A 25,769-nucleotide genomic window follows, 5' to 3' on the forward strand; every position below is an offset into this window, starting at 1 on the left:
CATGATCCGCGCCACATCCATCATCCGCCGCGAAGCCGTCGAGCAGGATCGCATCGTCGATGTCATCACCCTCGATCACGGCGACCGGCACCGCCGCCGCATCATGCTCAATGCCGACGGCGGCACGACCTTCCTGCTCGATCTCGGCAAGGCCGATGTGCTGGAGGACGGCGATGCCATTCGGCTGGAGAGCGGCTGGCTCGTCGAGGTGAGGGCAGCGCCCGAGAAGCTCGTGGAGATCACCACGGAGGATCCGCTCGAACTCCTGACCCTCGCCTGGCATATCGGCAACCGGCACGTTCCGGCGGAGATCACCCGCGAGGCGATCTTTATCGCCTACGACCACGTGCTGGTCGACATGCTGCTCGGCCTGGGCGCCAAGGTCGAAATCGTCGAACGCCCGTTCAGACCTGTGCGCGGCGCCTATCATCACCACGAGCATGGCGGGCATTCCCACGATCAGGAACATGGCCATGGATAATACATCTCTGAAGGCCCAGGGCTGGGGAACGGAAGCGGCGATTCTGCCGCTCTTCGCATGGCTCTCGCCGTCCTATCCCGTCGGCTGCTATGCTTATTCGCACACTCTTGAATGGGCCGTGGAGGCGGGCGACGTCGCCGACGAAGCAAGCCTCGTGGCATGGCTGGCTGATCTGCTCACTCTCGGCCTGGGTCGCAACGACGCTATTCTCCTGAGCCACGCCTATCGGGCTATCGAGCAGAATGATTGCGAAGCTCTTGAGGTCATCAACGAACTCGCTCTCGCCCTCTCGCCGTCCGCCGAACTCTATCTGGAAACGAGCCAACAGGGACGCAGCTTCCTCGATGCGACGCTTGCCGCATGGCCCTCGTCGCGGCTGTCGCCGCTCGACGGCGATGTCGCCTTTCCTGTCGCGATCGGCATGGCGGCAGCCGCGCATGGCATTCCTCTGCCGATCACATCGCAGGCCTACCTCTTCGGGCTCGTGCAGACGCTCGTATCCGCCGCCATCCGTTTGGCGCCCATCGGACAGACTGCCGGCATCCGGGCGTCCGCCGCGCTCACCGGAACGGTGCAGGACGTTGCACGACAGGGCGTGGTTCTCACGCTCGACGACATCGGCGGGGCAACTTTCCGGGCCGATCTCGGCTCCTTTTACCACGAAAACCAGTATACGAGGCTCTTCCGCTCATGACATCTCACACGGGACCCCTTCGCGTCGGCATCGGCGGGCCGGTCGGCTCGGGCAAGACAGCCCTGATGGAAGCCCTCTGCAAGACCTTTCGCGAGCGTTACGACATCTGCGCGATCACCAACGACATCTATACCAAGGAGGACGCGCGCCTCCTGACGGTTGCCGGTGCCCTGCCGGTGGAACGGATCATGGGCGTGGAGACAGGCGGGTGTCCGCATACGGCGATCCGCGAGGATGCCTCCATCAACCTTGCGGCCATCGCCACCATGAGCAAGCGCTTCCCGGCGCTCGACATCGTTCTGGTCGAGTCCGGAGGCGACAATCTGGCGGCGACGTTCTCGCCCGAGCTCGCCGATCTGACGATCTATGTCATCGACGTGGCAGGAGGCGAGAAGATTCCGCGCAAGGGCGGTCCCGGCATCACGCGCTCCGATCTTCTGGTCGTCAACAAGATCGATCTCGCGCCACATGTCGGCGCCGACCTCGCCATCATGGAAGAGGATACCAAGCGCATGCGCGGTCAGCGCCCCTTTGTGTTCAGCAATATTCGCGACGGCGTGGGTGTCGATGCCATTGCCGCATTCATCGAACGGGCCGGTGGCCTGTCTGCCGCAGCCTAAGGAGACGTTTCAGGATGTTCAGACGTTCACTTCTCGCCGCCGTATTGGTCACAGCAGCGATGCCGGCCTTGGCTCATTCGGGGCATCATTCAGCATCGGGTTTCCTTGCCGGTTTATCGCATCCTCTCGGCGGACTTGACCATGTTCTCGCCATGGTGAGCGTCGGCCTCTTTGCGGCCCTGCTCGGGGGGCAAGCCCTGTGGGCACTCCCCGCAAGTTTCATCGCAATGATGCTGATGGGCGGGGTGCTGGGCTTGGCGGGTATCGAGGTTCCGGCCGTCGAGTTTGGGATCATTGCCTCCGTCATCACCCTTGGCGCGCTTGTGTCCCTACGGAGGGTATGGCCCGTCGGAGCGGCGATGGCGCTCGTCGGTGTCTTCGCCGTCTTTCACGGACACGCTCACGGTGCGGAGATCCCGGCTGGAGCCGGTGTGACGCTCTACAGCCTCGGTTTCACATTGGCGAGCATGTCGCTGCATGGGCTAGGCGTCGCCTTCGGGGCGGTCACTGCCCGCCAGGCGCATGTCGGGCGACTGGCCGGCGCCGTGGTTGCAGTCGCCGGCATCGTTCTCCTAGTCGGTTAGGAGAACGGGTTGTTGGTTTGGGAGCGTCCCTGAACCGACGTCCCCGGAGGAGTGGATGCCCGCATCGTCAAAATCAAAGTCCCTGGCTGCGGGGTGCAGCCAAGGACTTTTCGCATAGGACTCAGGTCGCGTCAGCGTTTGCCGCCGCCATTTCCATTACCACCTCCATTGCCGTTTCCGCCCCCGTTCCCGGCAGGGCCATCCTGATCCGTGCCGTCGCCATTATTGGAGCGGCCGGGATTCGACGAGTCGTTGCCGTCGTCGTCATTGCCGTGCCCGTTATTGCCATGGCCGCCGTTGTTGCCGCGGCCGCCGCCATTGCCGTTGCCAGCATTGACGCCCCCGCCTGCGCTGCCTGTTCCGCCAGTCCCGCCGATGGTTCCAGTGCCGCCGTTGTCGGGGGAGCCGCTCGAACCAGCCGTGTTGGCGCCGCTACGGCTGCTACCGGTTCCGCTCGCTCCCGAAGTGGCAGTATCCGCCACAGCACCGGCACGACCTGGGCTCGCGCTACCGCCGATGGCGCCTGTGGCAGGAGTGCCGCTGCCGACTGCACCGGGCGTGCCGCGGGCCGGGTTCTCGAACCCAGGAACGGCTACGGGACCATTGTCGATGGATCCGGTCACGGTGTCGTCTTGATTCGAATCCGCCGGTCGCTCCATGCGGCGCTGGGCTTGGGGCCGAATGGCACAGCGACAGGTTTCCTGACCTTGTACGATGCGGAGCCGGCAGTTGTAGTACATCGAGGCGTCAGCGACTGCTGGCACGCATTGCTGACCCGTCCTGATGCTTTGAGCATCGGACGAGGTTCCAAATGCGAGGAAGAAGGCAGTGCCGGACAAAGCAAGAGCGCATGAACGCTTCATCGTGTTCACCTATACAAAGCCAATTTTGATGATGAGCCGCGTCGATGCAGCCCGGTTGTTTAGAAGACGCGGTATCTGGAATAACGTTCCGTTATGTGAATAAAAACTAATCCACTCAGAACAGGAACTTTGCTGGAAGCTTTACTTTAAAGCGGTGCTTCGAAGGGTGGAACTCGATAGTTTGCTCAGCTGCGCTGCATCAAGATTGGCCATGCTCTTCCGTTCCATAAGCCTCGGCCATGCTGCGGATCTCATTCAGTTTGTTCCTGAAAATCGACCAATCGTCCTGTGCGGCAATCGGGGCCCAGATCGCTTCGACCTCATCGATCAGCATGGTGCAGGGCGTCGGGCGCGCAAAATAGGGATGGTCGAGCCGTATCTGGGGTGCCGGATCGAAGGCGCTCAGAGCGGCGCGAACGGGCTGGAAAGACGCTTGCGCGTAAAGCTCTGCCGCGGGGCTTCTCTCTGCGCGCTCCGCACTCAGGCGTCCGCCATACCAATCGAAGAAGGTTTGCTCGAACGGCGCTTTGGATTCGTGGAGAAAGGTCCACAAGGCCTTGGCCAAGGCTCCATCCTGTTCGAAGTCTCTCGACTGGATTCCAAGGCGGCGTATGATGGCACCGGTGAACTCCCGGTGCAGGGCCGGTTCAAAGGCACCCAAGGCCTGCTCGAGACTGCTCTGCTGGGACAGGGGCAGCAGGCATTCCGCAAGACGGAACAGGTTCCACAACAGCGTGTCGGGCTGCCGCCCGAAGGCATAAAGACCGGTCTCGTCGAAATAGGCTGCGGTGAATCCAGGTTCGTACACGGGCAGGAAGCGCCATGGGCCATAGTCGAAGCTCTCGCCCGTGACGTTGATGTTGTCGGTGTTGAGCACGCCATGGACGAAGCCCGCCGCCATCCATTGCGCGCCCATGCGAGCGACCCGTCGGCACACCTCTTCCAGAAACGCGGGAGCACGATCCGCGTCATCGTCGCGCCAGAGATCCGGCATGTATGTTTGAAGGGTGTAATCGAGGAGCTTGCGGAGATTATCGGTTTCATCGAGGTACAGAAGCCGCTGGAACGTTCCGATGCGGATGTGGGAATGGCTGAGACGCACCAGAACGGACGACCGCGTGGGCGAGGGTTCGTCGCTGCGCTCAAGTTCCTCGCCCGTCTCAATCAGGCTGAAGGATTTCGATGTTTCGACGCCGAGCGCTTCGAGCATTTCCGTCGCGAGGATCTCCCGCACGCCACCCTTGAGGGTCAGACGACCGTCCGCATGGCGCGACCACGGTGTCTGCCCACTGCCTTTCGTGCCGAGATCGAGGAGCCTGCCATCCTGAACATCGTGGAGTTGAGCAAAGAGAAAGCCGCGTCCGTCTCCAAGATGCGGATTGTAGGTTCTGAACTGATGGCCATGATAGCGGAGGGCGAGGGGCTCCTCGAAATTTCCGGGAAGCGGGGAAAAGCGTCCGAAGTGGTCGATCCACTCCTCATCGCTGAGCGACCCGAGTCCTACGCGCTCGGCCCAGCGCTGATTGCGGTAGCGCAGAACGTGCTGCGGAAACTCCGCTGGGCGGACGATATCGTAGAAATCCGAACCGAGTTCCCGATGGCGCCCCGCAGGGCGATATGCGGCGGAAGTTGGCATGCATCCTGTCCCATGAACTCGTGTTCAATTCCATGGCGCTCGAAATGTTCAGAATTGTCGGGTCAGATCAAGCTGCCGCACGGGCCGAGGCCGTTGCATGGTTCAGGTTCGCGAGCAGATGAGGGTAGTGAGATCAAACTCGTACGATACAACATTTCAGGTGAGGCTGGCTTCGCAGTATGAAGAGCTGTTGCGCAAAAATAATTCACAGGTTGGATGGAGGCAAAAAGCTTCGCCTTTTCCTTGCGTTCCGTCCCATTGTTCAAGCCCTATGCCGCCATTGTCCTGGCCATTGACGCTTTCGCCTATTGGCTAGGGCCGAGAGGTCCCCTAGGATTCTCCAACCAAAGCAGACGGGAGGAAGGTTTATGGCATTCAAGGATGTGCTGAGCCTTTGCGGCCGGATCGGTCTGATCGTGGCTGCGTTCGCGTTCGTTGCTGGGATCGTTGCAGGTCCTCTCCTTGAAAGAGTTTGGCTGTCTCGCCTGACGGTCACCCAGAACAACGATGCTCCTCTTCCGGTTCCGCCGAAGGTCCCTGCTGATCCTCAGGCGGGCCAGCCGGGCTAACCTCTTTTTAGAGATCTTTCATTCATACCACATCATCGCCGGCCCGCAGAAATGCGGCTCGTCTTCGGGAAGGGTGCGATGAGCAGCGAAACACTTTTGCGGCAGGAGATCCGTGACTCCCTGGGTTTCGTCCGCAGTATGATCGATCATTACTCAGGTCTCTATTCCGGCGAGAACCTAACGCGCGACGTGCTCCGCTTCTGCGACGAGATGACGGTGCCCGGTGAGCCGAATCTCCGCTTGAGGGAAGCGCGGCGCCTCGTCGAAGAACGCTGCCGTCAATTGGCTCAGGTAACAGATCGCTTTTCTCCACGCGATCCTGCTGCGATCGCGGCGCTGCGGGCTCAGGCTGTCGCCGCTATCGACCTGTTCCAGGATGCCGCATTGGAATGGCGCAAGGCCCGCACGGTCGTTCCATCCTCCGGATGCTTGCTGCGCCGGAAAAGCCTTTGAGTCCTCGTTTGACTGGCGCGGTGCTTACAGGCGCTTGGGCTTGATCGACGCCGTTGCAGGCACATCAAGGATCTGAGGCTCCGACAGGGGATCACTTTTCGGCGTGTCGAGTCCATAAACGTCGTCGCGGAAGTGCACTGCGCCGTCTGCGGTCGCATAGCCTGTCAGATAGACCCAGGCGACAGGAATCGGCTTTTCGAGGCGTATGTCCTGACGGGCCGTGCTGGCTATGGCGGTATCGATCCCTTCTTTCGTCCATGCTCCTGCCGGTCCATTCGTGCCGCGCAGAAGCCATTCAGCGAAGCCGGACACATCGGCTACGCGAACGCAGCCCGAGGAGTGGAAACGCGCATCCTGCGCGAAGAGCTGCTTTTTGGGCGTATCGTGCATGTAGACGGCATGCTTGTTCGGCATGTCGATGCGGATCTGCCCGAGCGAGTTGATCGCTCCGGGATCTTGGCGGAGCGTATAGTTCACCGCATTCTGCGTCGACCAGTCGAGCGTCTTGGGATCGACCTCCTGTCCCTTTGCATCGAGAATGCGGATCTTCATCTTCTCCAGATAGCCGGGATCCTTCCGGACATGGGGGATGATGTCCTTCTTGATCAAGGAGACGGGAACCGTCCATGTGGGATTGAGATTGACGGCCGTGACGCGGGTCTCGACGGTCGGCGACGGGCGGTCGACCTTGCCGGCGATGGCGACATAGCGGCGGGCAACCTGTCCGCGCTCCACGGCTTCGACCGCAGCCGATGGTATATTCACGACCACATAGCGTTCGCCGAAGGAAAACGTGGACCCTGCCAGCCGTTGAGCCGAGGCGGTCAGCTGACGGTGCCGGGTTAGAGCCGGGACGTTCAGGGCTTCCAGGGTTCGCGCACGTACGGCGCCGGATTCCGGCAGGCCGTGACGTGCCTGGAACCGCTTGACCGCATTTGTCAGTTCGGCATCGAAGGTTGTGCTCGTGGTCAAATCGGCGGAAAGCTCGCCCTCCGAGGCAAGGCGTTGCCGCAGGGTCGCGACGAGCGGACCCTTGTCGCCAGCCTTCAGAACCGTGCCGGCGGGCAGGGTCGGCCATCCTCCCGCTTCAGCAATGCGCTTGTAGGTCCAGGCCGCACGCATCGTGTTGATGAAGGTGCTCGCGTCGAGAGTCGGACGGGGATCCTGCGAGATCGTAGCTACAGGCGCCGGGGTGGTTTTATCGGCGGGCTTGACGGGCGCTGCTGCTTTCGGCCGCAGCGGCGCCTCCGGAGCAGGGGATGCCGGTAAGCTCGCTGGCGCCTGAACGGATGCGGTCGGAGCAGAATTCTCGGCCGCCGCCAAGGTGGCCCGACTACTCCCAACGGTGGAGCATGAGAGCAGAGCCAATCCGAGGCAGAGACGTTTTGCATTCCCATAGGTCATGCTCGGACTATGGGCAATGATGGTTTAAAAATGCTGTAAAGGGTGCTGCCGGGAGCATAGCTGCAACTGGGACACCGCCTGAACGTTGTCCTCGGCCCGAGCCCCGTCACAAGAGTTTCCCATGCGTGCCAAGCCTGCCCCCTCCCAGGATATCAGGCGAGCCGACCTCACTTTGCCGTCTTCTGTAGGCCTCCACGCCGTACGCCTTCTCGAACAGGTGCAGGAAGCCGGATCGACGGGGGTCATCTATGTCGCAGGAGGTGAGCGCTGGGCCGAGCAACTGGCGCAGGCCTCGAGGGGATTGGCTCCCGATCTCGATATAGACCTGTTGCCTCCCTGGGATTGTCTTCCCTACGACAGTGCGTCGCCTTCGCGGGAGGCGATGGGACGGCGCATGTCTGTTCTCCGGCGCATGAGTGAACCATGTGCGGGACCGCGGCTCCTGATCACGAGCGCTGCTGCCGTCTTTCAGCGTGTGCCGCCGCGCGACATCGTCAAGCAGGCTGTTCTCAGCCTCAAGACCGGCGAGGAATTCGCTTTGGATGGTCTTGAAGGCTATTTGCATCGCGCCGGCTATATCCTCGACGAGAGGGTGGATGAGCCGGGCGAGGCAGCGATCCGGGGACAGGTTATCGACCTCTTTCCGGCCGACAGTCCCTTGCCTTATAGGGCCGAGCACGACGGACGCACCATCGTGGCCATACGCTCCTATGATCCGATCTCCCAATTGACGGAAACGGAGGTTGATCACCTCCTCATCGGCCCGGCTTCGGAGATCGTTCTGCAGGAGGCCGAAGGCAGCGATGCATCCGTCGAGCGGTTCGATGGAATGGAACATTCCTTGCCGGAATATTGCGCGAATCTGGAGACGGTCTTCGATTATTGGCCGGAGGCGGCGGTCGTTCTGGATGCGAAGGCGGAGGAGAGGCGGCTGCTCGTGATGGAGCAGGTCGCCGACGCTTATGACAGCCGGATGAGTTTGCGCGGGCAGGGCAGCGTCAAGTCCACGATCTCGCCTGAGCGGCTCTTTATCGAAGACCATGAATGGGCCGATATCCTGTCGAAGCGCCGTCTCACGTTCATTCATGCGGTATCGCAGAACGAAGCTCTAGAAAGCGGGGTGCCGAACTTTGCAATTGCTGCGAGGTCCGCGAAGGCCCTTGCGGATTTCCTTCGCGTCCAAGGGGATGCCGGTCGAAAGATCGTTCTGGCTGCGGCCGCCCGGTCGGATCTCAGCCGACTCAAGCGCCGCGTTCAATCCATCGGACAGTGCGACAATGTCGAGAGTTGGAGTGCTGTTGTCGACGGCCTCGCCAAGGGGTGGTTCGCGCTGCAGGCCGATCTCAAGAAAGGCTTCATCGACGAACGGCACGGCATTGCGCTGATCACGGCTACCGACGTCTTGGGCAGCCGTGTCAGCAGCGGCGTCGAGAAAGAGGTGAGTTCTGCCGCGGCGAGCTTCACAGATGACGGTTTCCGGATCGGCGATGCCGTTATTCACATCGATCATGGCATTGGAGCGCTTGATGGCATGGAGACCATCGCCGCTGGCGATGCCGGAATAAGCGACGGCATCAGACTGAGATATGCGGCCGACACGACGCTCTTGATTCCTGCAATAGAGATGGGCCGCGTCTGGCGTTATGGTGCAATGTCGGACTCTATCTCTCTGGACAGGCTGAAAAGCGATGCATGGTCAGTTCGCCGCGAGAAAATCGAAACGGAGATCAAGGAAACTGCTAAGCGCCTGACTGATCTGGTCGAGGCTCGCAAAGCACTGAAACTGGAGCCGGTTGTCCCGCCGAGCCGCGAATACGAACGCTTCGTTGCTCGCTTCCCGTTTTCTGAGACTGCCGACCAGGTGCGCGCCATCGAGGAGGTCCTTGAGGATCTCTCATCGGGCCGGCCGATGGACCGCCTGGTTTGCGGCGATGTCGGGTTCGGCAAGACGGAGGTTGCCCTGCGCGCGGCTGCCGCCGCCGCGTTGTCCGGCAAGCAGGTCGCTGTCGTCGCGCCTACGACCGTCCTGGCGCGCCAGCATGTTCGGAGCTTCCAGAGGCGTTTTGCCGGACTCGGCATCGAGATCGCGCATCTCTCCCGTCTCGTAACCTCGGGCGAAGCCCGAGCCGTGAAAAAAGGATTGGCGGATGGATCGATCCGCATCATCATCGGCACCCATGCGCTTGCCGCGAAAGGGGTGACGTTCAAGGATCTCGGACTCGTCATCATCGACGAAGAGCAAAGGTTCAGTACGGCGCATAAGGCCAAACTCAGGAACCTGGCTGCAGGCGGGCATGTTCTCACTCTGACGGCCACGCCGATCCCTCGGACCCTGCAATCCGCCTTGGTCGGGTTGCAGCAGTTGAGCGTCATCGCGACACCTCCGGCGCGGCGGCAGCCGATCCGCACGTTCCTGACGCCGTTCGATTCGGCAAGCGTTCGGGATGCGCTCATGCGTGAGCGACGGCGCCGCGGCCAAAGCTTCGTCGTTTGCTCAAGGGTCGAGGATATCGAGCCGATGCGTGAGCGGTTGGGAAAGCTCGTTCCCGAACTGCAAGTCATGACTGCCCATGGGCAGATGGATCCTGCCGAGATGGATGACGTGATGGTGCGCTTTGCCGATGGTGAAGGGGATGTCCTCCTCGCTACCAACATCATCGAGAGCGGCTTGGACGTTCCCCGGGCCAATACCATGCTGGTATGGCGCGCGGACCGCTTCGGGCTGGCGCAATTGCACCAGCTCCGCGGACGGGTCGGACGAGGGCGTATCCGCGGTACGGCCTACCTGCTGACGGAGCCCGGCCAGGACCTTCCGAAAGCGACGGAAAAGCGACTGAGGACTTTGGCGGCCCTTGATCGACTCGGAGCGGGTTTCGCCATCAGCGCGCAGGATCTCGATCAGCGTGGGGCAGGAGCGCTCCTCGGCGAGGAGCAGTCGGGCCATGTCAAGCTGATCGGCACCGATCTCTACCAGCATATGCTCAAACATGCCCTGCGCGGCGAGACGCTGGACGACGACTGGATACCTGAGCTCAATATCGGGCTCGCGGGCACGATTCCGGACGAGTATGTGGATGATCCAGAGACGAGGATCAATCTCTACGCACGCCTCGCTCGTCTCGACTCATCCGAGACCATCGATGAGCTTGAGGAAGAGATCGAGGACCGTTTCGGTCCCATCCCTGAGCCGGTTGAAGATCTCCTGAGACTCGCAAAACTCCAGCAGCTCTGCCGGCGCCTCGAGATCGCCCGCATCGATGCAGGGCCACAAGGAATAGCTCTGACGCTTCGACCCGGCGCGTCTGAGAAGCTTGCCCTGCAGAGGACGATGGACGCCTCTCAGGGAATGCTGAACTGGAGCAAGGAGCGACTGATCCTTTCAATCTCGAGCCGGCAGGCAGAGGAGCGCCAAAAGCGGATCCTGGAACTGTTGGTTTCTCTCGAGCCTTGAATTGGAACTTGGCGATCATCATTGGTTTGAAGAGATCAACTGTGAACGGATTAGCCTCGAAGAGCTTAATCGTAAGAACATCCTGATCGTGAGGAGCCTATGACGTCCGAGGAAATCAAAGAACTGAATGCTGCACGGGAAAACCTTGTGAAGCGGCGCAGGGAGATGGCGCGGCAGATTTCCGAGGCACCGCTTCCTTCCATCGAAATGGCGGAAGAGCTCACGAAGATCCTGGTTGCCATCGAGGCCCTGGACCGGGCTCTCAACGAGGCGGGTCACCCTTACATGAGCCAGGGCGTCGTCGAGCAGCTCAGAGCCGACAGCTGATGTCTAGAGCTTGATTCTTCCGACGAGATCGAAGCCGGCATCCTGCTTGGGTCTGAGTACGAGCATTTCGCCCTCGGCGGGAAAGATGCCCGTGAGGGCCGTGATGTTGACCTGATGGGTGACGAGCACGAGGACGCCGTTCGAGCGCCACTCCTGGATGGTGCGCCTCACGGCCTGAGTCCGGGCCGGCTCCTGTTCTCGGCCCTCGAAGAACGAATCGAGCGGTGGGAATGGTTCCGTAAGAGCGCCAAAGGCCAAGCGGGCCGTATCCAACGCACGGCACCAGCGGCTCGAGAGCACGCGCTCGACCGGGATCCTCCGGGTCCTGAAGGCCTCACCGATCGCCTGTGCCTGCCGACGCCCTTCGGCCGAGAGGTTGCGCTGCGTCGCGCAATCCTCGAGCCGGAAGTTAGTGGGGTCGCCAGTCCCGGGCGCACGAGCGTGCCGGAAGAGGGCGATGGTGCCGCCCTCCTGCAAAGCCCGCCATGCTTCTTCCGATGCCTGGAGAGCCTGAGGCCAAGCCATCGAACAAAGGAACAGAAATGCCAGCACGAAGGGCATGCGCCACCAGCCGATCTGAATGCGCCTCACCAAGAGACGCAACGTCGGATAACGGCCCAGGTTCCTGAAGACTGTCGCAGGACCGTTCAAGCTTCGGCAGCCAGCTCTAGGATCATATCGACAAGTGCGTCGTTCGGCTCGGCAAGCCCAGCGATGACGTCGAAATGATGGGCGCCGGGCACCTCGTGATAGCGGGTCGCGACACCGGCCTGACCCCATCGCTCGACGACGGCACGGGATTGGCGCAGGAACTCGCTGCTTTCCGCACCCCCGACGACGGCGATCAGGTGCCCATTTTCGGGCGGATCCCACTCCAAAGGGCTCAGGCGATGCGCCTCCTCAATGGTCAGTCCAAGGGCCCTGTTGATCGAGGTCGTAACGAGCGGAGTCAGATCGAACAGGCCGGAAATCGGCACGGCGGCGCGAACAGGCCTCTGTAAAGTACTTGAGTGGGCCATGAGACAGGCCGCGAGATGACCGCCGGCGGAGTGCCCGCTCACCACGAGAGGGCGGCCCAGGCGCTGCATCACGAAGTTGGCGGCAGCCTCGATCTCGGACACGATGTCGGCCAGTTTGGCCGCAGGAGCGAGCGTGTAGTTCGGGATCGCGACCGTCAGTCCGCGCTCGTTGGCTCCGCGCGCCAAGTGGCTCGACGTCGATTTGTCGAGCGCCTGCCAGTAGCCGCCGTGGATGTACAGCAACACCGGGCTGCCGGTTTCGCCGTTCTGCGGGTGGAACAGATCGAGCCGGTGCCGTTCGCCGGGGCCATAGGCTAGATCCAGTTCACAGCGCGCGCTTTCGCGATAAGCGGCCGAATGCCGCTGCCAATCGGCGATGTGTACGGGATGATCGGGAACGCGGGCCCGGTTGTTGTACTCGGCCTCCAGGTCCAGGTCTTCGGATGCCATCGAGTGAAACCTTAAACGTGAAGGTACCGGTCCTTGAGGCTGGTATCGCTCATGAGCTCCTCGCTCGTTCCCGTCCAGACCGAGCGGCCCTTCTCGATGATGACGTGGCGATCGGCGAAGCTCGCAAGCGCGCCGATATTCTTGTCGATCACCAGGATGGACTGGCGTTCACCCTTGAGACGCTTGAGACAGGTCCAGATCTCGGCGCGAATGAGCGGCGCCAGTCCTTCCGTGGCCTCGTCCAGAATGAGCAGCTTCGGGTTGGTCATGAGCGCGCGCCCGATGGCCAGCATCTGCTGCTCGCCGCCTGAGAGTTGGGTGCCCAGATTGCCGCGACGTTCTTTCAGACGCGGGAAGAGGTCGTAGATGGCATCGAGGGTCCAGCGCCGCTGACCGCTTCGGGCGGATGAAGTCGCAACAAGATTCTCCTCCACCGTGAGCGTCGGAAAGATCTGCCGGCCTTCCGGAACGAGGCCGATGCCCGTCTTGGCGATGCGATAGGGCGCGAGACCCGTCACGGCAGCGCCGTCGAAGCGCACCTCACCGCCGCGCGGGCGGAGCAGGCCCATGATGGAGCGCACGGTGGTGGTCTTGCCCATGCCGTTGCGTCCGAGCAGCGTCACCACCTCGCCGGCCTTGACCTCGAGCGAAATGTCGAAGAGCACCTGCGCGGCGCCGTAGGATGCCTGGAGCTGCCGGACGGAGAGCATCAGACCATCTCCTCTTCGCCGAGATAGGCGGCGCGCACCTCCGGGTTCGCCCTGATCCGCTCCGGCGTATCGGTGGCGATCACGCGGCCGTAGACGAGAACGGAGACGCGGTCGGCGAGGGAAAACACCGCATCCATGTCGTGCTCGATCAGCACGATGGTGAGGCGGCTCTTGAGGCGGCGCAGGGTCTCGACGACGCGTTGGGATTCATCATGCCCCGTGCCGGCGAGCGGCTCGTCGAGAAGAAGCAGCTTCGGCTCGGTCGCAAGGCCGATGGCGAGTTCGAGCTGGCGTTTCTCGCCGTGAGACAAAAGGCCTGCAGGAAGGTGGGCGCGCGCGGCGAGCCCGACTTGCGCGAGACAATCCATGGCAGGTTCGTTCAGAGCCTTCTCCTGCGCGACCTTGCCGAAGAAACGGAAGCTCGATCCCGAGCGCGCTTGAACGGCAAGTGCCACATTCTCAAGGGCGGAGAAGCCCGGAAGGACCGACGTGATCTGAAAGGAGCGCGCAAGCCCGCGGCTGACCCGCTGCGGCATAGAGAGCGACGTCACGTCTTCGCCGTCGAAAAGGATGGATCCGGAATCAGACGCCAGCGTGCCGGAAATCTGATGGATCAGCGTCGTCTTGCCTGCCCCGTTGGGGCCGATGACGGCGTGCAGTTCGCCGGGACGGACCGAAAGACTGACATCATCGGTGACAACGAGAGCGCCATAGGCTTTGCGCAGATGGCGAAGTTCGAGCAAGGGGTCAGCCATGGTAAGGCCTCCGAAGCAGGCCCATGATCCCGCCGCGGACGAACAGGACGATCAGGATCAGAAGGGGGCCGAACACCATCTTCCAGTTCTCGGCAAGATGAGCGCGGGTCTCCTCGCTCAGAAAGAAACTCGATGCATGCAGGATCTCCGGCAGGAACTCCTCCAGCAGCAGGAAGGCGGCAGCACCGATGATCGCGCCGTGCAGGGAGCCGAGCCCGCCGAGCACGACCATGAAGATCAGCTCACCCGAGCGCTGCCACGTCATGAAGGCCGGGCTTACGAACTCGGCCTGGTTGGCCAACAGGCAGCCGGCGAGCCCTGCCATCATGCCGCTGAGCACATAAGCCGTGAGCTGGAACGGAAAAGGCTGGAAGCCGACGGCTTGCATGCGAACCGCGTTCTCCCGCGTACCGCGCAGGACGCGGCCGAACCTCGAAGCGACGACCGATCGCGAGAACGCATAGGTGCCGAGAAGGCAGAGAAGGCAAAGCCAGTAGAAGGTGAAGTCGTTCTCCAGGATGCCGGAACCCGCCACGAGGCTGCGTGACGCCAAGGTCATGCCGTCGTCGCCGCCGTAGGCGGCCAGGGATGTGGCGAGGAAGTACAGCATCTGCCCGAAGGCAAGGGTGATCATGATGAAGTAGACGCCCTTGGTCCGCAACGAGATCGCTCCGGTGATCAGAGCGAAGAGGGCGGAGGCCGCGAGAGCGACTGGGATCTGCACCAGGGCATCCTCGATGCCTTGGCTCGCGAGAATGCCGACGGCATAGCCGCCGATTCCGAAAAAAGCCGCGTGGCCGAAGCTCACGAGTGCGCCGTAGCCGAGGATCAGGTCGAGCGCCATGGCGGCGATGCCGAAGATCATCACCCGCGTCAGAAGGGACAGGACATAGCCCTCTGCGCCGGAGACTGTCGCCAGCAATGGCGCTGCCGCGAAGGTGGCGAAGAGAATGATGGGGACGATCTCAAGCCGTGGCCTGAGTGACGGCATCGAAGCGGACCGGGTTTCGGCGAGTTCGGTCATGAACGCCCCCTAGCGCTTCACAGGAAACAGGCCGGAGGGGCGGAAGAACAGCACCGCGGCCATGAAGATGTAGATCAGCATCGGTGCAAGAGCGCGGCCCGTCTGGCTCGCGGCAGCCGGGTCGAGCACGAGGCGCAGCAGGTTCGGCGCGAAGGTGCGTCCGACCGTATCGACGAGCCCGATCAGAAGGGCTGCCAGGAACGCGCCGCGGATCGAACCGATGCCGCCGATCACGATGACCACGAAGGCGAGGATCAGGATGTTGTCGCCCATGCCGGGCTCGACCGAGAGGATCGGCGCCACCATGGCGCCGGCAAAGCCAGCCAGCATGGCGCCGAAGCCGAACACGATCATGAACAGCCGCTGGATGTTGACGCCGAGAGCCGACACCATGGCAGCATTGCTGGCACCTGCGCGCACCAGCATGCCGACGCGCGTGTGGTTGACCAGAACATAGAGCAGGGCGGCGACCACAAGGCCTGCCGCGATGATGGCGAGGCGGTAGACGGGATAGAGGAGACCGTTCGCGATCTCGACGGAGCCCGAGAGCAGCTCGGGAACCGGGACGCTCAAGGGGGCCGCGCCCCAGACGAACTTCACGCCCTGGTTCAGGAACAGGATCACCCCAAAGGTCGCGAGCACCTGATCGAGGTGGTCGCGATCATAGAGGTGCCTGAAGACCAGGACTTCGAGCAGAAGGCCGAAGGCAAGCGCAGAGGGTAGAGCGAGAAGGAGCGCCCAGCCGAAGCTCCCCGTCCAGGCGCTGAACGCCGCCACTAGATAGGCACCGACCATGTACTGCACGCCGTGCGCGAGGTTGATGAAATCCATCACCCCGAACACCAGGGTCAGCCCGGCCGCGATGAGGAAAAGGATGAGGCCGAATTGGAGGCCGTTCAGAGCCTGGACGAGGAGGAGTGTTGCGTTCATCGGCACATTACCGGCAGCAGGCCTGCATCGATCAAACCCCTGAGCGGGCGCTCCCCTGCGAAAGCGCCATGATTATTGTGTCGTAGGATGTGGAACGATCTGCCCGGCGAGGGCAGATCGTTCAGCTCTGCGAACCGCCTCAGTTCGTGGCGGCGCATTCCTTGGCATAGGCGTCCGTGTAATCGTCGAACACTTTTTCCACGATCTCGGTCTGGAACTTGCCATCCGGGCGCTTTGCAGCTTTCACCAGATAGAAATCCTGAATCGGGAATCCGTTGGAACCGAACTTGAAGTCGCCGCGCAAGGACTTGAAATCGGCTTTCTTGATGGCGGCGCGCACTGCGTCCTTGTCCATCTTGCCGCCGGTCGTCTTGAGCGCGCTGTCGATCAGCAAAGCTGCGTCATAGGCATGCATGGAATAGGAGCCGGGCACAGAATTGTAGGCTGCCTCGTAGGCCGCAACGAACTTCTTGTTCTGCGGGGTGTCGAGATTCGGAGCCCAGTTCGAGCCGCCGAACATGCCAATGGCCGCGTCCTGTTGCGCAGGTAGAGTCGATTCATCGACGGTGAAAGCGGACAAGAAGGGAATGCGGTCGGCAAGGCCAGCTGCCCGGTACTGCTTGACCAGATTCACGCCCATGCCGCCTGGCATAAAGGTGAAGATCGCATCGGGCTGCATGGAGGCGATCTTCGCAAGCTCGGACTGGAAATCGAGCGTATTGAGTGGAACGTAGGATTCCTCGACGACCTCGCCCTTGTAGTGGCGCTTGAACCCGGCGAGCGCATCCTTGCCGGCTTGATAGTTCGGGGCTAGCAGATAGACCTTCTTGTAGCCCCTGTCCTGCGCAACCTTGCCGAGGACCTCGTGGTTCTGGTCGTTCTGATACGACGTAGCGAAGAAATACGGGTTGCAGCTCTTGCCGGCGAGGTTTGAGGGACCGGCATTGGTGCTGATGTAGAATGTGTTCGCGTCTACGATGGGCTTGTGAACAGCAACGGCCACGTTCGAGAAAATTGGGCCTACGACGAAGTCCACCTTGTCGCGCTCTAGGAGGCCTTTCACCTTCGTCACCGCCACGTCCGGCTTCAATTCGTCGTCGACGACGATCACCTCGACGTCCCGTCCGCCAAGCTTGCCGCCGAGGTCCTTCACCGCAAGTTGGAAACCGTCGCGGGCCTGTTGGCCGAGGACGGCGGAGGGACCGGAGAGGGTCAGCAGCAGTCCGACCTTCAGCTTCTCCTGCGCCATGGCCGGTGCCGCAGCCAAGCCGACGGCCGCTGCAAGGCCAAGGGTTTTGATCGTCACGTTCATCATAGTCTCCCGAGTGGCTGTTCCCTGCGCACATTGGCTGTGCTGCATGATTGTTCCCGGCGAGACGTGAGACGCCTCGACGGACAAGTCGGCGATACTCTGCCGCAAAACTTTTTTGCCGAACACTCCCTTTATCGGAGCTTCCCTATCGGCATCCCCAGTCTTCGCCCAATCTTTGGGATTGCCAAGGATTATTTTAAGATTAAAATATTTCTCAGGTTCTTCAAGCGGATTATTTCGCAGAGGATGGTAGGCGGAATGACGAGCGCGTGATTGGCGGCGAATGGGCAGCGACACGGGGTTCGCCATGCAATGCGATCTCGTGACTTCGCTCCCCTGCGACCAACCCAAGTTAAGCGAGCTCCGTTCTCCTGCCGCACAATAAGTCAGAGGAGCGGACGATGGCGGACACGGCCCATGTGGATACCTTCGCGAGGGACAATCTTCCGCCGCGGGATCAATGGCCGGAGTTCCGGTTCACCCGGCCCGAGCTTCAGTATCCCGAGCGGCTCAACTGCGCCGTGGCGTTTCTCGATCGATGGGTCGATGAGGGCAGGGGCGATGAGCCCTGCCTCATCAGCCCCACCGAGACGCTGACCTACCGGGCTCTCCAGGAGCGGGTGAACCGCATCTGCAACGTGCTGGTCCACAGGCTCGGCTTCGTTCCGGGCAACCGCGTTCTCCTGCGCTCCGCCAACAACCCGATGATGGTGGCAGCCTATCTGGCGGTTCTGAAGGCCGGTGGGGTGGTGGTGGCCACCATGCCGCTCCTGCGCGCCAAGGAGATCGCGTATCCGCTCAATAAGGCGAAGATCACCATCGCCTTCTGCGACCATCGCCTCCGGGAGGAGATGGAGCGCGCCAGGACGACGGCGCCAGATCTCCAGCATGTGGTGTATTGGGGATCGGACAGGCCTGATAGCCTCGAAGCCTTGATGGCCGAGGTCTCGCCCGATTTCGATGCGCTCGACACGGCGGCAGACGACGTCTGCCTCATCGGCTTCACGTCGGGCACGACGGGCGAGCCGAAGGGCACCATGCATTTCCATCGCGACATGCTGGCGATCTGCGACGGCTATGCGAAAAACGTGCTGCGGCCCGAGCCGAGCGACCGTTTCATCGGCTCCCCGCCGCTCGCCTTCACCTTCGGACTTGGTGGAATCGTCCTGTTCCCCATGCGCGTCGGCGCCTCGAGCGTTCTGCTGGAGAAGGCCGGGCCCGACGATCTTCTGCCCGCCATCATGCAGTACAGGGCCACCATCTGCTTTACAGCGCCGACTGCCTACCGGGCGATGCTCTCCAAGCTTGAAGGCTACGACATCTCGTCCTTACGCAAATGCGTCTCCGCCGGTGAGCCCTTGCCGAAGGGTACATTCGAGGCTTGGAAGGCCGCCACGAACATCCGGCTCATGGACGGAATCGGCGCAACCGAGATGCTGCACATCTTCATCGCCGCGAGAGAGGACGAGATCCGCCCTGGCTCGACTGGAAAGCCCGTTCCGGGCTACGAGGCGAAGGTCGTCGATGAAGAGGGACGCGACCTCCCGCCTGGCAGCATCGGTCGCCTCGCCGTCCGCGGGCCCACCGGATGCCGCTATCTCGCCGACGAACGGCAGGGCAAATACGTCCAGAACGGCTGGAACATCACCGGCGATACCTACCTGATGGATGAGGACGGTTACTTCTGGTATCAGGCCCGCTCCGACGACATGATCATCTCGGCCGGCTACAACATCGCCGGCCCGGAGGTCGAAGCGGCGCTCCTCACCCATCCGGCCGTGGCCGAGTGCGGTGTGGTGGGCGCCCCCGACGACGGACGCGGCACGGTGGTCAAGGCCTATGTGGTCCTGCATCCCGGCCATATCCCAGGGCTCGAACTGACGAAGGTGCTGCAGGATCACGTGAAGGCGGAGATTGCACCTTACAAGTATCCGCGCCTCATCGAGTTCGTGGAAGCGCTGCCGCGCACCCAGACCGGCAAGCTGCAGCGCTTCGAGCTGCGCCGGATTGCCCAGGAAGCCGACAATCACCACGAAGCAATGAGTGCCTGATAGCCGGCTGAAGAGAGTTCGGCGAAGGATCGGCGTCACAGGTTGATCCAAAATTATTTTAAGCTTAAAACAATAAGTGCAATTTTCGGGTAGGATTCTCATGAAGACGGCGATCATCGGCGGTGGCCCGGCGGGGCTTTATTTCGCGATCCTGCTGAAAAAGCTTCGGCCGGAATCCGACATCACGGTCTATGAGCGCAACCGCGCCGACGAGACGTTCGGCTTCGGTGTCGTGTTCTCCGATGCGACGCTGGATAATTTCGAGAAATACGACCTGCCAAGCTACCGGCGGATCGTGCGGGAATTCGCCTATTGGGACGACATTGCCATCCATTTCAGGGGAACCGAGCACCGGATCGGCGGCAACGGCTTCTGCGGCTGCTCGCGCCGTACGCTGCTCCTTATTCTGCAGGATCGCGCGCAGGAGCTCGGCGTCACGCTGCGCTACGAAGCCGACGTGGATGACGAGAGCCTGTTCGCGGATGCGGATCTCGTGGTCGTGGCGGACGGCATCAACAGCCGCTTCCGGGAGCGCTATGCGGATCACTTCCAGCCCGAGGTGGATCTGCGGCCCAACAAGTTCACTTGGATGGGTTCGACCAAACCGCTCGATGCCTTCACCTTCATCTTCCAGGAGACCGAGTGGGGCCCGTTCATTGCCCATGCCTACCAATACGAGGCGAACCGTTCCACCTGGGTGTTCGAGACCGATCCGGAGACTTTTGAGCGGGCCGGGCTGAAGGACAAGAGCGAGGCCGAATCGGCCGCGCTCATGGAAAAGATCTTCGGCTGGTTCCTCGGCGGCCATCGCATTCTCACCAACCGCTCGATCTGGCGCAACTTCCCAATGATCCGCAACAAGCGCTGGGTCATGGGCAACAAGGTGCTCCTGGGTGATGCCAAGGCCTCGGCGCATTTCTCCATCGGCTCCGGCACGAAGCTCGCCATGGAGGATGCTATTGCGCTCTACGAGGCCTTCCGTCGCGACCCGAGCGTCGAGGGGGCGCTGGCGCTCTACGAGACCGGACGGCGTGAGGAGGTGGAGAAGACGCAGCACGCGGCCGATGTGTCCTTGGTCTGGTTCGAGCACGTGGCGCGCTTCTGGGATTTCGATCCGGTGCAGTTCGCCTTCGGCGTCATGACGCGCGCGAAGGCGATCACCTACGACAACCTACGCCTGCGCGCGCCCGACTTCGTGGCAGCCGTCGACAGGACCTTTGCAAGGCAGGTGCGAAAGCAGGGCTTCGATGTATCGGTCGACAGCCCGAGCGTGCCCATGTTCCAGCCCTTCCGGTTGCGGGAGATGGTCGTTGCGAACCGGGTCGTCGTGTCGCCGATGGACATGTACTCAGCCAAGGACGGCATGCCGGGCGACTTCCATCTCGTCCATTACGGCGCGCGCGCCATGGGCGGCGCGGGACTGGTTTTCACCGAAATGACCTGCGTCTCGCCGGAGGCGCGCATCACGCTCGGCTGCACGGGCCTATGGAACGACGAGCAGGAAGCCGCCTGGAAGCGTATCGTCGATTATGTCCATGCCAATTCCGGCGCGATGTTCTGCCTGCAGCTCGGACATTCCGGCCGCAAGGGTGCCACCAAGCTCATGTGGGAGGGCATGGACCGGCCGCTGGAGGAGGGCGCCTGGGACATCTGCTCCGCATCGCCGATCCCTTACTTTCCGGACAGCCAAGTCCCGCGCGAAGCGTCGCGCGCGGACATGGACCGCATCAAGACGCAGTTCGTTGAGGCGGCCAAGCGCGGCGAGCGGGCCGGGTTCGATATGCTCGAACTCCATTGCGCCCACGGCTATTTGCTGGCGAGCTTCCTGTCGCCGCTCACGAACCGCCGCACGGACGAGTATGGCGGTTTGCTTGAGAACAGGCTGCGGTTCCCGCTCGAGGTGTTCGACGCCATGCGCGAGGTCTGGCCCGCGCACAAGCCCATGTCCGTGCGCATCTCCGCGACCGATTGGGCGGATGGAGGTGTGACGGGTGATGATGCGGTCGAGATCGCCCGGGCCTTCGCCGAGCATGGGGTCGACCTCGTCGACGTCTCGACAGGGCAGACCGTGCGCGAAGCGCGGCCGATCTACGGGCGCATGTTCCAGACGCCGCTCTCCGATCAGGTGCGCAACGAAGCGCAGGTCGCTACCATGTGTGTCGGCAACATCACGGCTGCCGATCAGGTGAACACGATCCTGGCAGCCGGCCGTGCGGATCTCGTTGCGCTCGGCCGGCCGCATCTGGTCGATCCGTTCTTCACCATGAAGGCCGCCGCCTGGTACGGTGCGAAGGACATTCATTGCCCGTCGCCGTACCTCGCTGGCAAAGACCAGATCTTCCGCAACGCCGTCCGCGACCGGCAGGATCTCGAGGACCTCAAAGTGAAGGCGAAGCCCAAGACCCGGGCGGAGCTGAAGATGGAGGCCAGCGAGAAGCCCCTCGCGGCGGAATGACATGACCATGACACCTTTCAAAGGCCGGCATGCCTTGGTCACCGGCGGCAACCGCGGAATCGGCCGCACCATCGCGGCATCGCTCGTGAAGGTCGGCGCGACGGTGACCATCATTGGGCGCAGTCCCGCATCGCTCGAAGAAGCAATTTCTCGCGGCGATGCTCATGGTGCTGCGGTGGCCGACGTGACGGACGCGCAGGCGGTGCGAAGAGCCGTACAGGAAGCGGTCGATCGCTACGGGCCGGTCGATCTGATGATCGCCAACGCCGGTTCGGCTGCCTCCGCGCCGTTCATGAAAACGGGACCTGAGGTGTTCCGGCAGATGCTGGACGTGAACCTGCTCGGCGTCACCAACATGGCACAGGCCGTGCTCGGCTCCATGACGGAGCGTGGCTTCGGGCGCATCGTCGCCGTGGCGTCGACCGCGGGCCTCAAGGGCTATCCTTATGTGAGCGCCTATTGCGCCGCCAAGCATGCGGTTATCGGCTTCGTTCGCGCGCTCGCGCTCGAGACGGCAAAGACTGGCGTCACCGTCAATGCCGTGTGCCCTGGCTTCACCGACACCGATCTCGTGGCGGAGAGCCTCGATCGGATCATGACGAAAACCAACCGGACCCGGGACGAGACGCTCGCCGAATTCGTGAAACATAACCCGCAGGGACGCTTGATCGATCCCTCGGAGATCGCCGATGCCGTGCTCTGGCTGTGCGGCGAGGGTGCGCGGTCCGTGACGGGGCAGGCCATCCTGGTGGCCGGTGGAGAAATCTGACGATGGACGATCAAGCAATCCCTCTCGACGCCGAGACCAAGGCGGTCGAACAGCCCGAGGATCACCGGGAGGAACTGCGCCTCTGGCTGCGGCTTCTCACCTGCTCCACCCTGATCGAGGGCGAAGTGCGCCGACGCCTGCGCGAGCGCTTCGACGTAACGCTTCCGCGCTTCGACCTGATGGCGCAGCTCGACAAGGCCCCGGACGGCATGATGCTGTCCGATCTCTCGAAGCGGATGATGGTGTCGAACGGCAATCTCACCGGCCTCGTCGACCGGCTCGTGGCCTCCGGCCATGTGGTGCGGACCGTGTCGCCGACCGACCGGCGGGCCATGGTGATCAGCCTCACTGACGAAGGTCGCGCCGAGTTCCGGACCATGGCCGGCGAGCATGAACATTGGATTGCCGATCTCTTCGGTGATCTTAGCGCCAAGGATCGCAGCGAACTCATGCGGCTGCTCGCGAAAACCAAGCTGTCTGCAAGGCGCGCCATCATGGGAGACGACCAGTGACGAAATTCGCTAATTCCGTCACCCTGCCGCTGGCCGCTTATGAGCCGCGGCATTTCCTGCTGTCGGTCGACGGACCCGTCGCGACGGTCACCCTCAACCGTCCTGACAGGAAGAACCCGCTCACCTTCGAGAGCTATCGCGAACTGACGGATTTCTTTCATGCTTGCGCCAAGGACGATGAAGTCAAAGCCATCGTCATCACGGGAGCGGGTGGCAATTTCTCGTCCGGAGGCGATGTGTTCGAGATCATCGGTCCGCTCGTCGAGATGGACACCAAGGGTCTCACCGCCTTCACGCGGATGACGGGCGAGCTGGTCAAAGCCATGCGCGCCGCGCCGCAGCCCATCGTGGCGGCGGTCGAGGGCATCTGCGCGGGAGCCGGTGCCATCATCGCCATGGCATCCGATCTGCGTCTTGCAGCGCCGGGGGCCAAGGTGGCGTTCCTGTTCAACAAGGTCGGGCTCGCGGGCTGCGACATGGGCGCCTGCGCCATTCTTCCGCGCATCATCGGACAGGGGCGTGCCTCGGAACTCCTCTACACGGGACGCTTCATGAGCGCCGAGGAGGGCGAGCGCTGGGGCTTCTTCAGCCGCCTCGTCGAGGCCGCAGATCTTCTCGCCGAGGCCGGCAATCTCGCCCGCGCGATCGGCACCGGGCCAACCTATGCCAACACCATGACGAAGCGCATGCTCGCCATGGAATGGGCCATGTCGGTGGAGGAAGCCATCGAGGCGGAGGCCGTCGCGCAGGCTTTGTGCATGACGACAGAAGATTTCGCCCGCGCCTTCCGCGCCTTCGCGGCGAAAGAGAAGCCTGTCTTCAAGGGAGATTGATGTGTTCGATGCGAGCTTTCTCTCCTGGCCGTTCTTCGAGGATCGCCATCGTCGGTTTGCCGGTGACCTGACCGCATGGGCGGCACAGGACATCAAGCCGCTCGTCGATCATCACGACGTGGATGCCTCCTGCCGGCGCCTCGTGCACCGGTTGGGTGAAGGAGGATGGCTCAAGGCGGTCGTGCCTGAGGCTTATGGCGGCCTTTATCCTGCCTTCGATGTGCGCACCTTGTGCCTGGCCCGGGAAACATTGGCTGCCCACGAAGGTCTGGCCGATTTCGCCTTCGCCATGCAGGGCCTCGGCACGGGGCCGATCACGCTCTTCGGCACAGAGGCGCTCAAGGAGCAGTACCTGCCGCCGGTCGCGCGGGGAGAGGCCATTGCGGCTTTCGCGCTCTCGGAGCCGGAGGCCGGATCGGATGTGGCGGCCATGAGCACCACGGCCAATCCGGACGGGCCGGATCATGTACGGATCGACGGCGTGAAGACCTGGATCTCCAATGGCGGGATCGCGGATCATTACGTGGTCTTCGCCCGCTCGGGCGAGGCGCCCGGCGCAAAGGGCTTGTCCGCCTATGTTGTGGATGCGCAGACGCCCGGGTTGAGCATCGAGAACCGCATCGATGTGATTGCGCCTCACCCGCTTGCGACCCTGCGGTTCGAGGCATGCCGCGTGCCGCTGGCGAAGCGCATCGGCGGGCCGGGAGAGGGCTTCAAGGTCGCCATGGCGACGCTCGACGTGTTCCGCTCGACGGTCGGCGCAGCCGCGCTCGGCCTGGCGCGCCGCGCTCTCGCCGAGGCGCTGCAGCATGCCTCCTCCCGCAAGCTCTTCGGTGCGCCTCTCGGCGACTTGCAGATGACTCAAGGCGCTCTCGCCGACATGGCGACGGGCGTGGACAGCGCTGCGCTTCTCGTCTATCGCGCAGCCTGGACCAAGGATCAGGGAGCACCGCGCGTGACGCGGGAAGCCGCCATGGCGAAGATGTACGCGACGGAAACGGCGCAGGGCGTTATCGACAAGGCCGTGCAGATTTTCGGCGGTCTCGGCGTCACCAAGGGCGTGAAGGTCGAGGAATTGTATCGGGAAGTTCGGTCCTTGCGCATCTACGAGGGCGCCACCGAGGTCCAAAAGATCGTGATCGCGCGCGAGCTTCTGAAAATGCTGGAGAGCCGGCGCTCCGGCGACCTCGACTCGGCGTCCAATCGATAGGGAAAGGAACACCAATGTCAGCCGCTCTGGAAGGCGCTCCCATGCCAGGCATCGACGATGGACCTGAGGTCCTCAACCCGAAGCATTGGCCGACGCCCAAAGGTTATGCCAACGGCATGATGGCTGAAGGCAGCGTTCTTGTGACGGGCGGCATCGTCGGCTGGGACGAGAGCGAAACCTTCGCCAATGGGTTTGTCGCCCAAGCGCGTCAGATCTTCGAGAACATCCGTGCCATTCTCGCCGAGGGAGGAGCGGAACCCCGGCACCTCGTGCGCCTGACCTGGTATGTGGTCGATATCGACGAGTACCTCGCCAATCTTCGCGAACTGGGCCGCGCTTATCGGGAGGTATTCGGCGCCCATTATCCGGCCATGGCGCTCGTCCAGGTCGTGCGGTTGGTAGAAAAGGCTGCCCGGCTCGAGATCGAAGCGACAGCTATCGTGCCAAGCAGGCGGTAGCATGTCACAGGACCGGGATCACCGGCACAAGGTCGGGGACGACGAAACTAAATCTGGAGACATGTGTGGTAATTCGGCAGTGTTGCAAGAATACCTGCTTCTTGGACAACTTTCATTATGCCTGAAAAAACACCCTTTCTAACCTAGTATTACATTGCGGGTCTGGGTTGAATAGCGTCCCGACATTGGGTTGATGTTC

At 62.4% G+C, this 25,769-nt stretch carries 24 protein-coding genes; 14 read left to right on the forward strand and 10 right to left on the reverse strand.

Annotated features, from left to right (window positions below; all coding sequences use genetic code 11):
• The first annotated feature begins 1 nt into the window (after nt 1).
• From VB672_RS20125 to VB672_RS20140, 4 genes are read left to right on the forward strand one after another with little or no spacing between them, the layout of a single operon-like run.
• Nucleotides 2–481: an urease accessory protein UreE gene (locus VB672_RS20125; RefSeq protein ID WP_329785995.1), complete on the forward strand. Its 480-nt coding sequence runs from the start codon at nt 2–4 to the stop codon at nt 479–481.
• The gene (locus tag VB672_RS20130) at nt 474–1,175 is read left to right on the forward strand and encodes an urease accessory protein UreF (protein ID WP_329785996.1); all 702 of its coding nucleotides are present in this window, start codon (nt 474–476) and stop codon (nt 1,173–1,175) included. The genes VB672_RS20125 and VB672_RS20130 overlap by 8 nt, the downstream gene beginning before the upstream one ends.
• Entirely contained in the window at nt 1,172–1,795 is a 624-nt protein-coding gene (gene ureG / locus VB672_RS20135) for an urease accessory protein UreG (RefSeq protein WP_329785997.1), read from the forward strand. Before VB672_RS20130 ends, ureG begins: the two co-directional genes overlap by 4 nt.
• A gap of 14 nt (nt 1,796–1,809) precedes the next feature.
• On the forward strand, nt 1,810–2,379 hold the full coding sequence (locus VB672_RS20140) for a HupE/UreJ family protein (RefSeq protein WP_329785998.1): 570 nt from the start codon (nt 1,810–1,812) through the stop codon (nt 2,377–2,379).
• 131 nt (nt 2,380–2,510) lie between these two features.
• Here VB672_RS20140 and VB672_RS20145 read toward each other — a convergent pair whose 3' ends face one another.
• Entirely contained in the window at nt 2,511–3,002 is a 492-nt protein-coding gene (locus VB672_RS20145; protein WP_329785999.1) for a hypothetical protein, read from the reverse strand.
• 439 nt (nt 3,003–3,441) lie between these two features.
• Nucleotides 3,442–4,878: a protein adenylyltransferase SelO gene (locus VB672_RS20150; protein WP_329786000.1), complete on the reverse strand. Its 1,437-nt coding sequence runs from the start codon at nt 4,876–4,878 to the stop codon at nt 3,442–3,444.
• 620 nt (nt 4,879–5,498) lie between these two features.
• Here VB672_RS20150 and VB672_RS20155 point away from each other — a divergent pair.
• The gene (locus VB672_RS20155) at nt 5,499–5,900 is read left to right on the forward strand and encodes a hypothetical protein (protein ID WP_329786001.1); all 402 of its coding nucleotides are present in this window, start codon (nt 5,499–5,501) and stop codon (nt 5,898–5,900) included.
• 24 nt (nt 5,901–5,924) lie between these two features.
• On the opposite strand, the gene VB672_RS20160 is transcribed toward VB672_RS20155, so the two are convergent.
• The gene (locus tag VB672_RS20160) at nt 5,925–7,022 is read right to left on the reverse strand and encodes a L,D-transpeptidase family protein (RefSeq protein ID WP_442932133.1); all 1,098 of its coding nucleotides are present in this window, start codon (nt 7,020–7,022) and stop codon (nt 5,925–5,927) included.
• 403 nt (nt 7,023–7,425) lie between these two features.
• On the opposite strand from VB672_RS20160, the gene mfd reads away from it, so the two are divergent.
• Nucleotides 7,426–10,755, forward strand: coding sequence for a transcription-repair coupling factor (mfd, locus tag VB672_RS20165; RefSeq protein WP_329786003.1), 3,330 nt, complete (start codon nt 7,426–7,428; stop codon nt 10,753–10,755).
• Between the two features lie 99 nt (nt 10,756–10,854).
• Nucleotides 10,855–11,082: a hypothetical protein gene (locus VB672_RS20170; RefSeq protein WP_152708886.1), complete on the forward strand. Its 228-nt coding sequence runs from the start codon at nt 10,855–10,857 to the stop codon at nt 11,080–11,082.
• A 3-nt stretch (nt 11,083–11,085) separates the two neighbouring features.
• On the opposite strand, the gene VB672_RS20175 is transcribed toward VB672_RS20170, so the two are convergent.
• The 7 genes from VB672_RS20175 to VB672_RS20205 form a co-directional block, all read right to left on the reverse strand.
• The gene (locus VB672_RS20175; protein WP_329786004.1) at nt 11,086–11,673 is read right to left on the reverse strand and encodes a histidine phosphatase family protein; all 588 of its coding nucleotides are present in this window, start codon (nt 11,671–11,673) and stop codon (nt 11,086–11,088) included.
• Between the two features lie 56 nt (nt 11,674–11,729).
• The gene (locus VB672_RS20180) at nt 11,730–12,551 is read right to left on the reverse strand and encodes an alpha/beta hydrolase (RefSeq protein WP_329786005.1); all 822 of its coding nucleotides are present in this window, start codon (nt 12,549–12,551) and stop codon (nt 11,730–11,732) included.
• Between the two features lie 11 nt (nt 12,552–12,562).
• Nucleotides 12,563–13,261, reverse strand: a complete 699-nt coding sequence (locus tag VB672_RS20185) for an ABC transporter ATP-binding protein (RefSeq protein ID WP_329786006.1) — start codon at nt 13,259–13,261, stop codon at nt 12,563–12,565.
• Nucleotides 13,261–14,016, reverse strand: coding sequence for an ABC transporter ATP-binding protein (locus VB672_RS20190; protein ID WP_329786007.1), 756 nt, complete (start codon nt 14,014–14,016; stop codon nt 13,261–13,263). Before VB672_RS20190 ends, VB672_RS20185 begins: the two co-directional genes overlap by 1 nt.
• On the reverse strand, nt 14,009–15,040 hold the full coding sequence (locus VB672_RS20195) for a branched-chain amino acid ABC transporter permease (RefSeq protein ID WP_329786008.1): 1,032 nt from the start codon (nt 15,038–15,040) through the stop codon (nt 14,009–14,011). The genes VB672_RS20190 and VB672_RS20195 overlap by 8 nt, the downstream gene beginning before the upstream one ends.
• 9 nt (nt 15,041–15,049) lie before the next feature.
• Nucleotides 15,050–15,970 (reverse strand): branched-chain amino acid ABC transporter permease, encoded by a 921-nt coding sequence (locus tag VB672_RS20200; RefSeq protein ID WP_329786009.1) that lies wholly within the window; start codon nt 15,968–15,970, stop codon nt 15,050–15,052.
• 139 nt (nt 15,971–16,109) lie between these two features.
• Nucleotides 16,110–17,282, reverse strand: a complete 1,173-nt coding sequence (locus tag VB672_RS20205) for an ABC transporter substrate-binding protein (protein ID WP_329786010.1) — start codon at nt 17,280–17,282, stop codon at nt 16,110–16,112.
• A 401-nt stretch (nt 17,283–17,683) separates the two neighbouring features.
• On the opposite strand from VB672_RS20205, the gene VB672_RS20210 reads away from it, so the two are divergent.
• The 7 genes from VB672_RS20210 (at nt 17,684) to VB672_RS20240 (ending at nt 25,570) form a co-directional block, all read left to right on the forward strand.
• Entirely contained in the window at nt 17,684–19,333 is a 1,650-nt protein-coding gene (locus VB672_RS20210; protein WP_329786011.1) for a benzoate-CoA ligase family protein, read from the forward strand.
• Between the two features lie 100 nt (nt 19,334–19,433).
• Nucleotides 19,434–21,788, forward strand: coding sequence for a bifunctional salicylyl-CoA 5-hydroxylase/oxidoreductase (locus VB672_RS20215; RefSeq protein WP_329786012.1), 2,355 nt, complete (start codon nt 19,434–19,436; stop codon nt 21,786–21,788).
• A 1-nt stretch (nt 21,789) separates the two neighbouring features.
• Complete coding sequence (locus VB672_RS20220; RefSeq protein ID WP_329786013.1) at nt 21,790–22,557, forward strand: SDR family NAD(P)-dependent oxidoreductase; 768 nt, start codon at nt 21,790–21,792, stop codon at nt 22,555–22,557.
• Between the two features lie 2 nt (nt 22,558–22,559).
• Nucleotides 22,560–23,069, forward strand: a complete 510-nt coding sequence (locus VB672_RS20225) for a MarR family winged helix-turn-helix transcriptional regulator (RefSeq protein WP_329786014.1) — start codon at nt 22,560–22,562, stop codon at nt 23,067–23,069.
• Nucleotides 23,066–23,902 carry an enoyl-CoA hydratase family protein gene (locus tag VB672_RS20230; RefSeq protein ID WP_329786015.1) on the forward strand — a complete coding sequence of 279 codons (837 nt, stop codon included), beginning with the start codon at nt 23,066–23,068 and terminating at the stop codon, nt 23,900–23,902. The genes VB672_RS20225 and VB672_RS20230 overlap by 4 nt, the downstream gene beginning before the upstream one ends.
• Nucleotide 23,903: 1 nt before the next feature.
• The gene (locus VB672_RS20235; protein WP_329786016.1) at nt 23,904–25,112 is read left to right on the forward strand and encodes an acyl-CoA dehydrogenase family protein; all 1,209 of its coding nucleotides are present in this window, start codon (nt 23,904–23,906) and stop codon (nt 25,110–25,112) included.
• A gap of 14 nt (nt 25,113–25,126) precedes the next feature.
• A complete protein-coding gene (locus tag VB672_RS20240; RefSeq protein WP_329786017.1) occupies nt 25,127–25,570 on the forward strand; it encodes a RidA family protein in 444 nt (147 codons plus the stop codon).
• The last annotated feature ends 199 nt before the right edge of the window (nt 25,571–25,769 follow it).

It is taken from the genome of Microvirga sp. CF3016, assembly GCF_036314085.1.
In the GTDB taxonomy this organism is placed as follows: Bacteria; Pseudomonadota; Alphaproteobacteria; order Rhizobiales; family Beijerinckiaceae; genus Microvirga.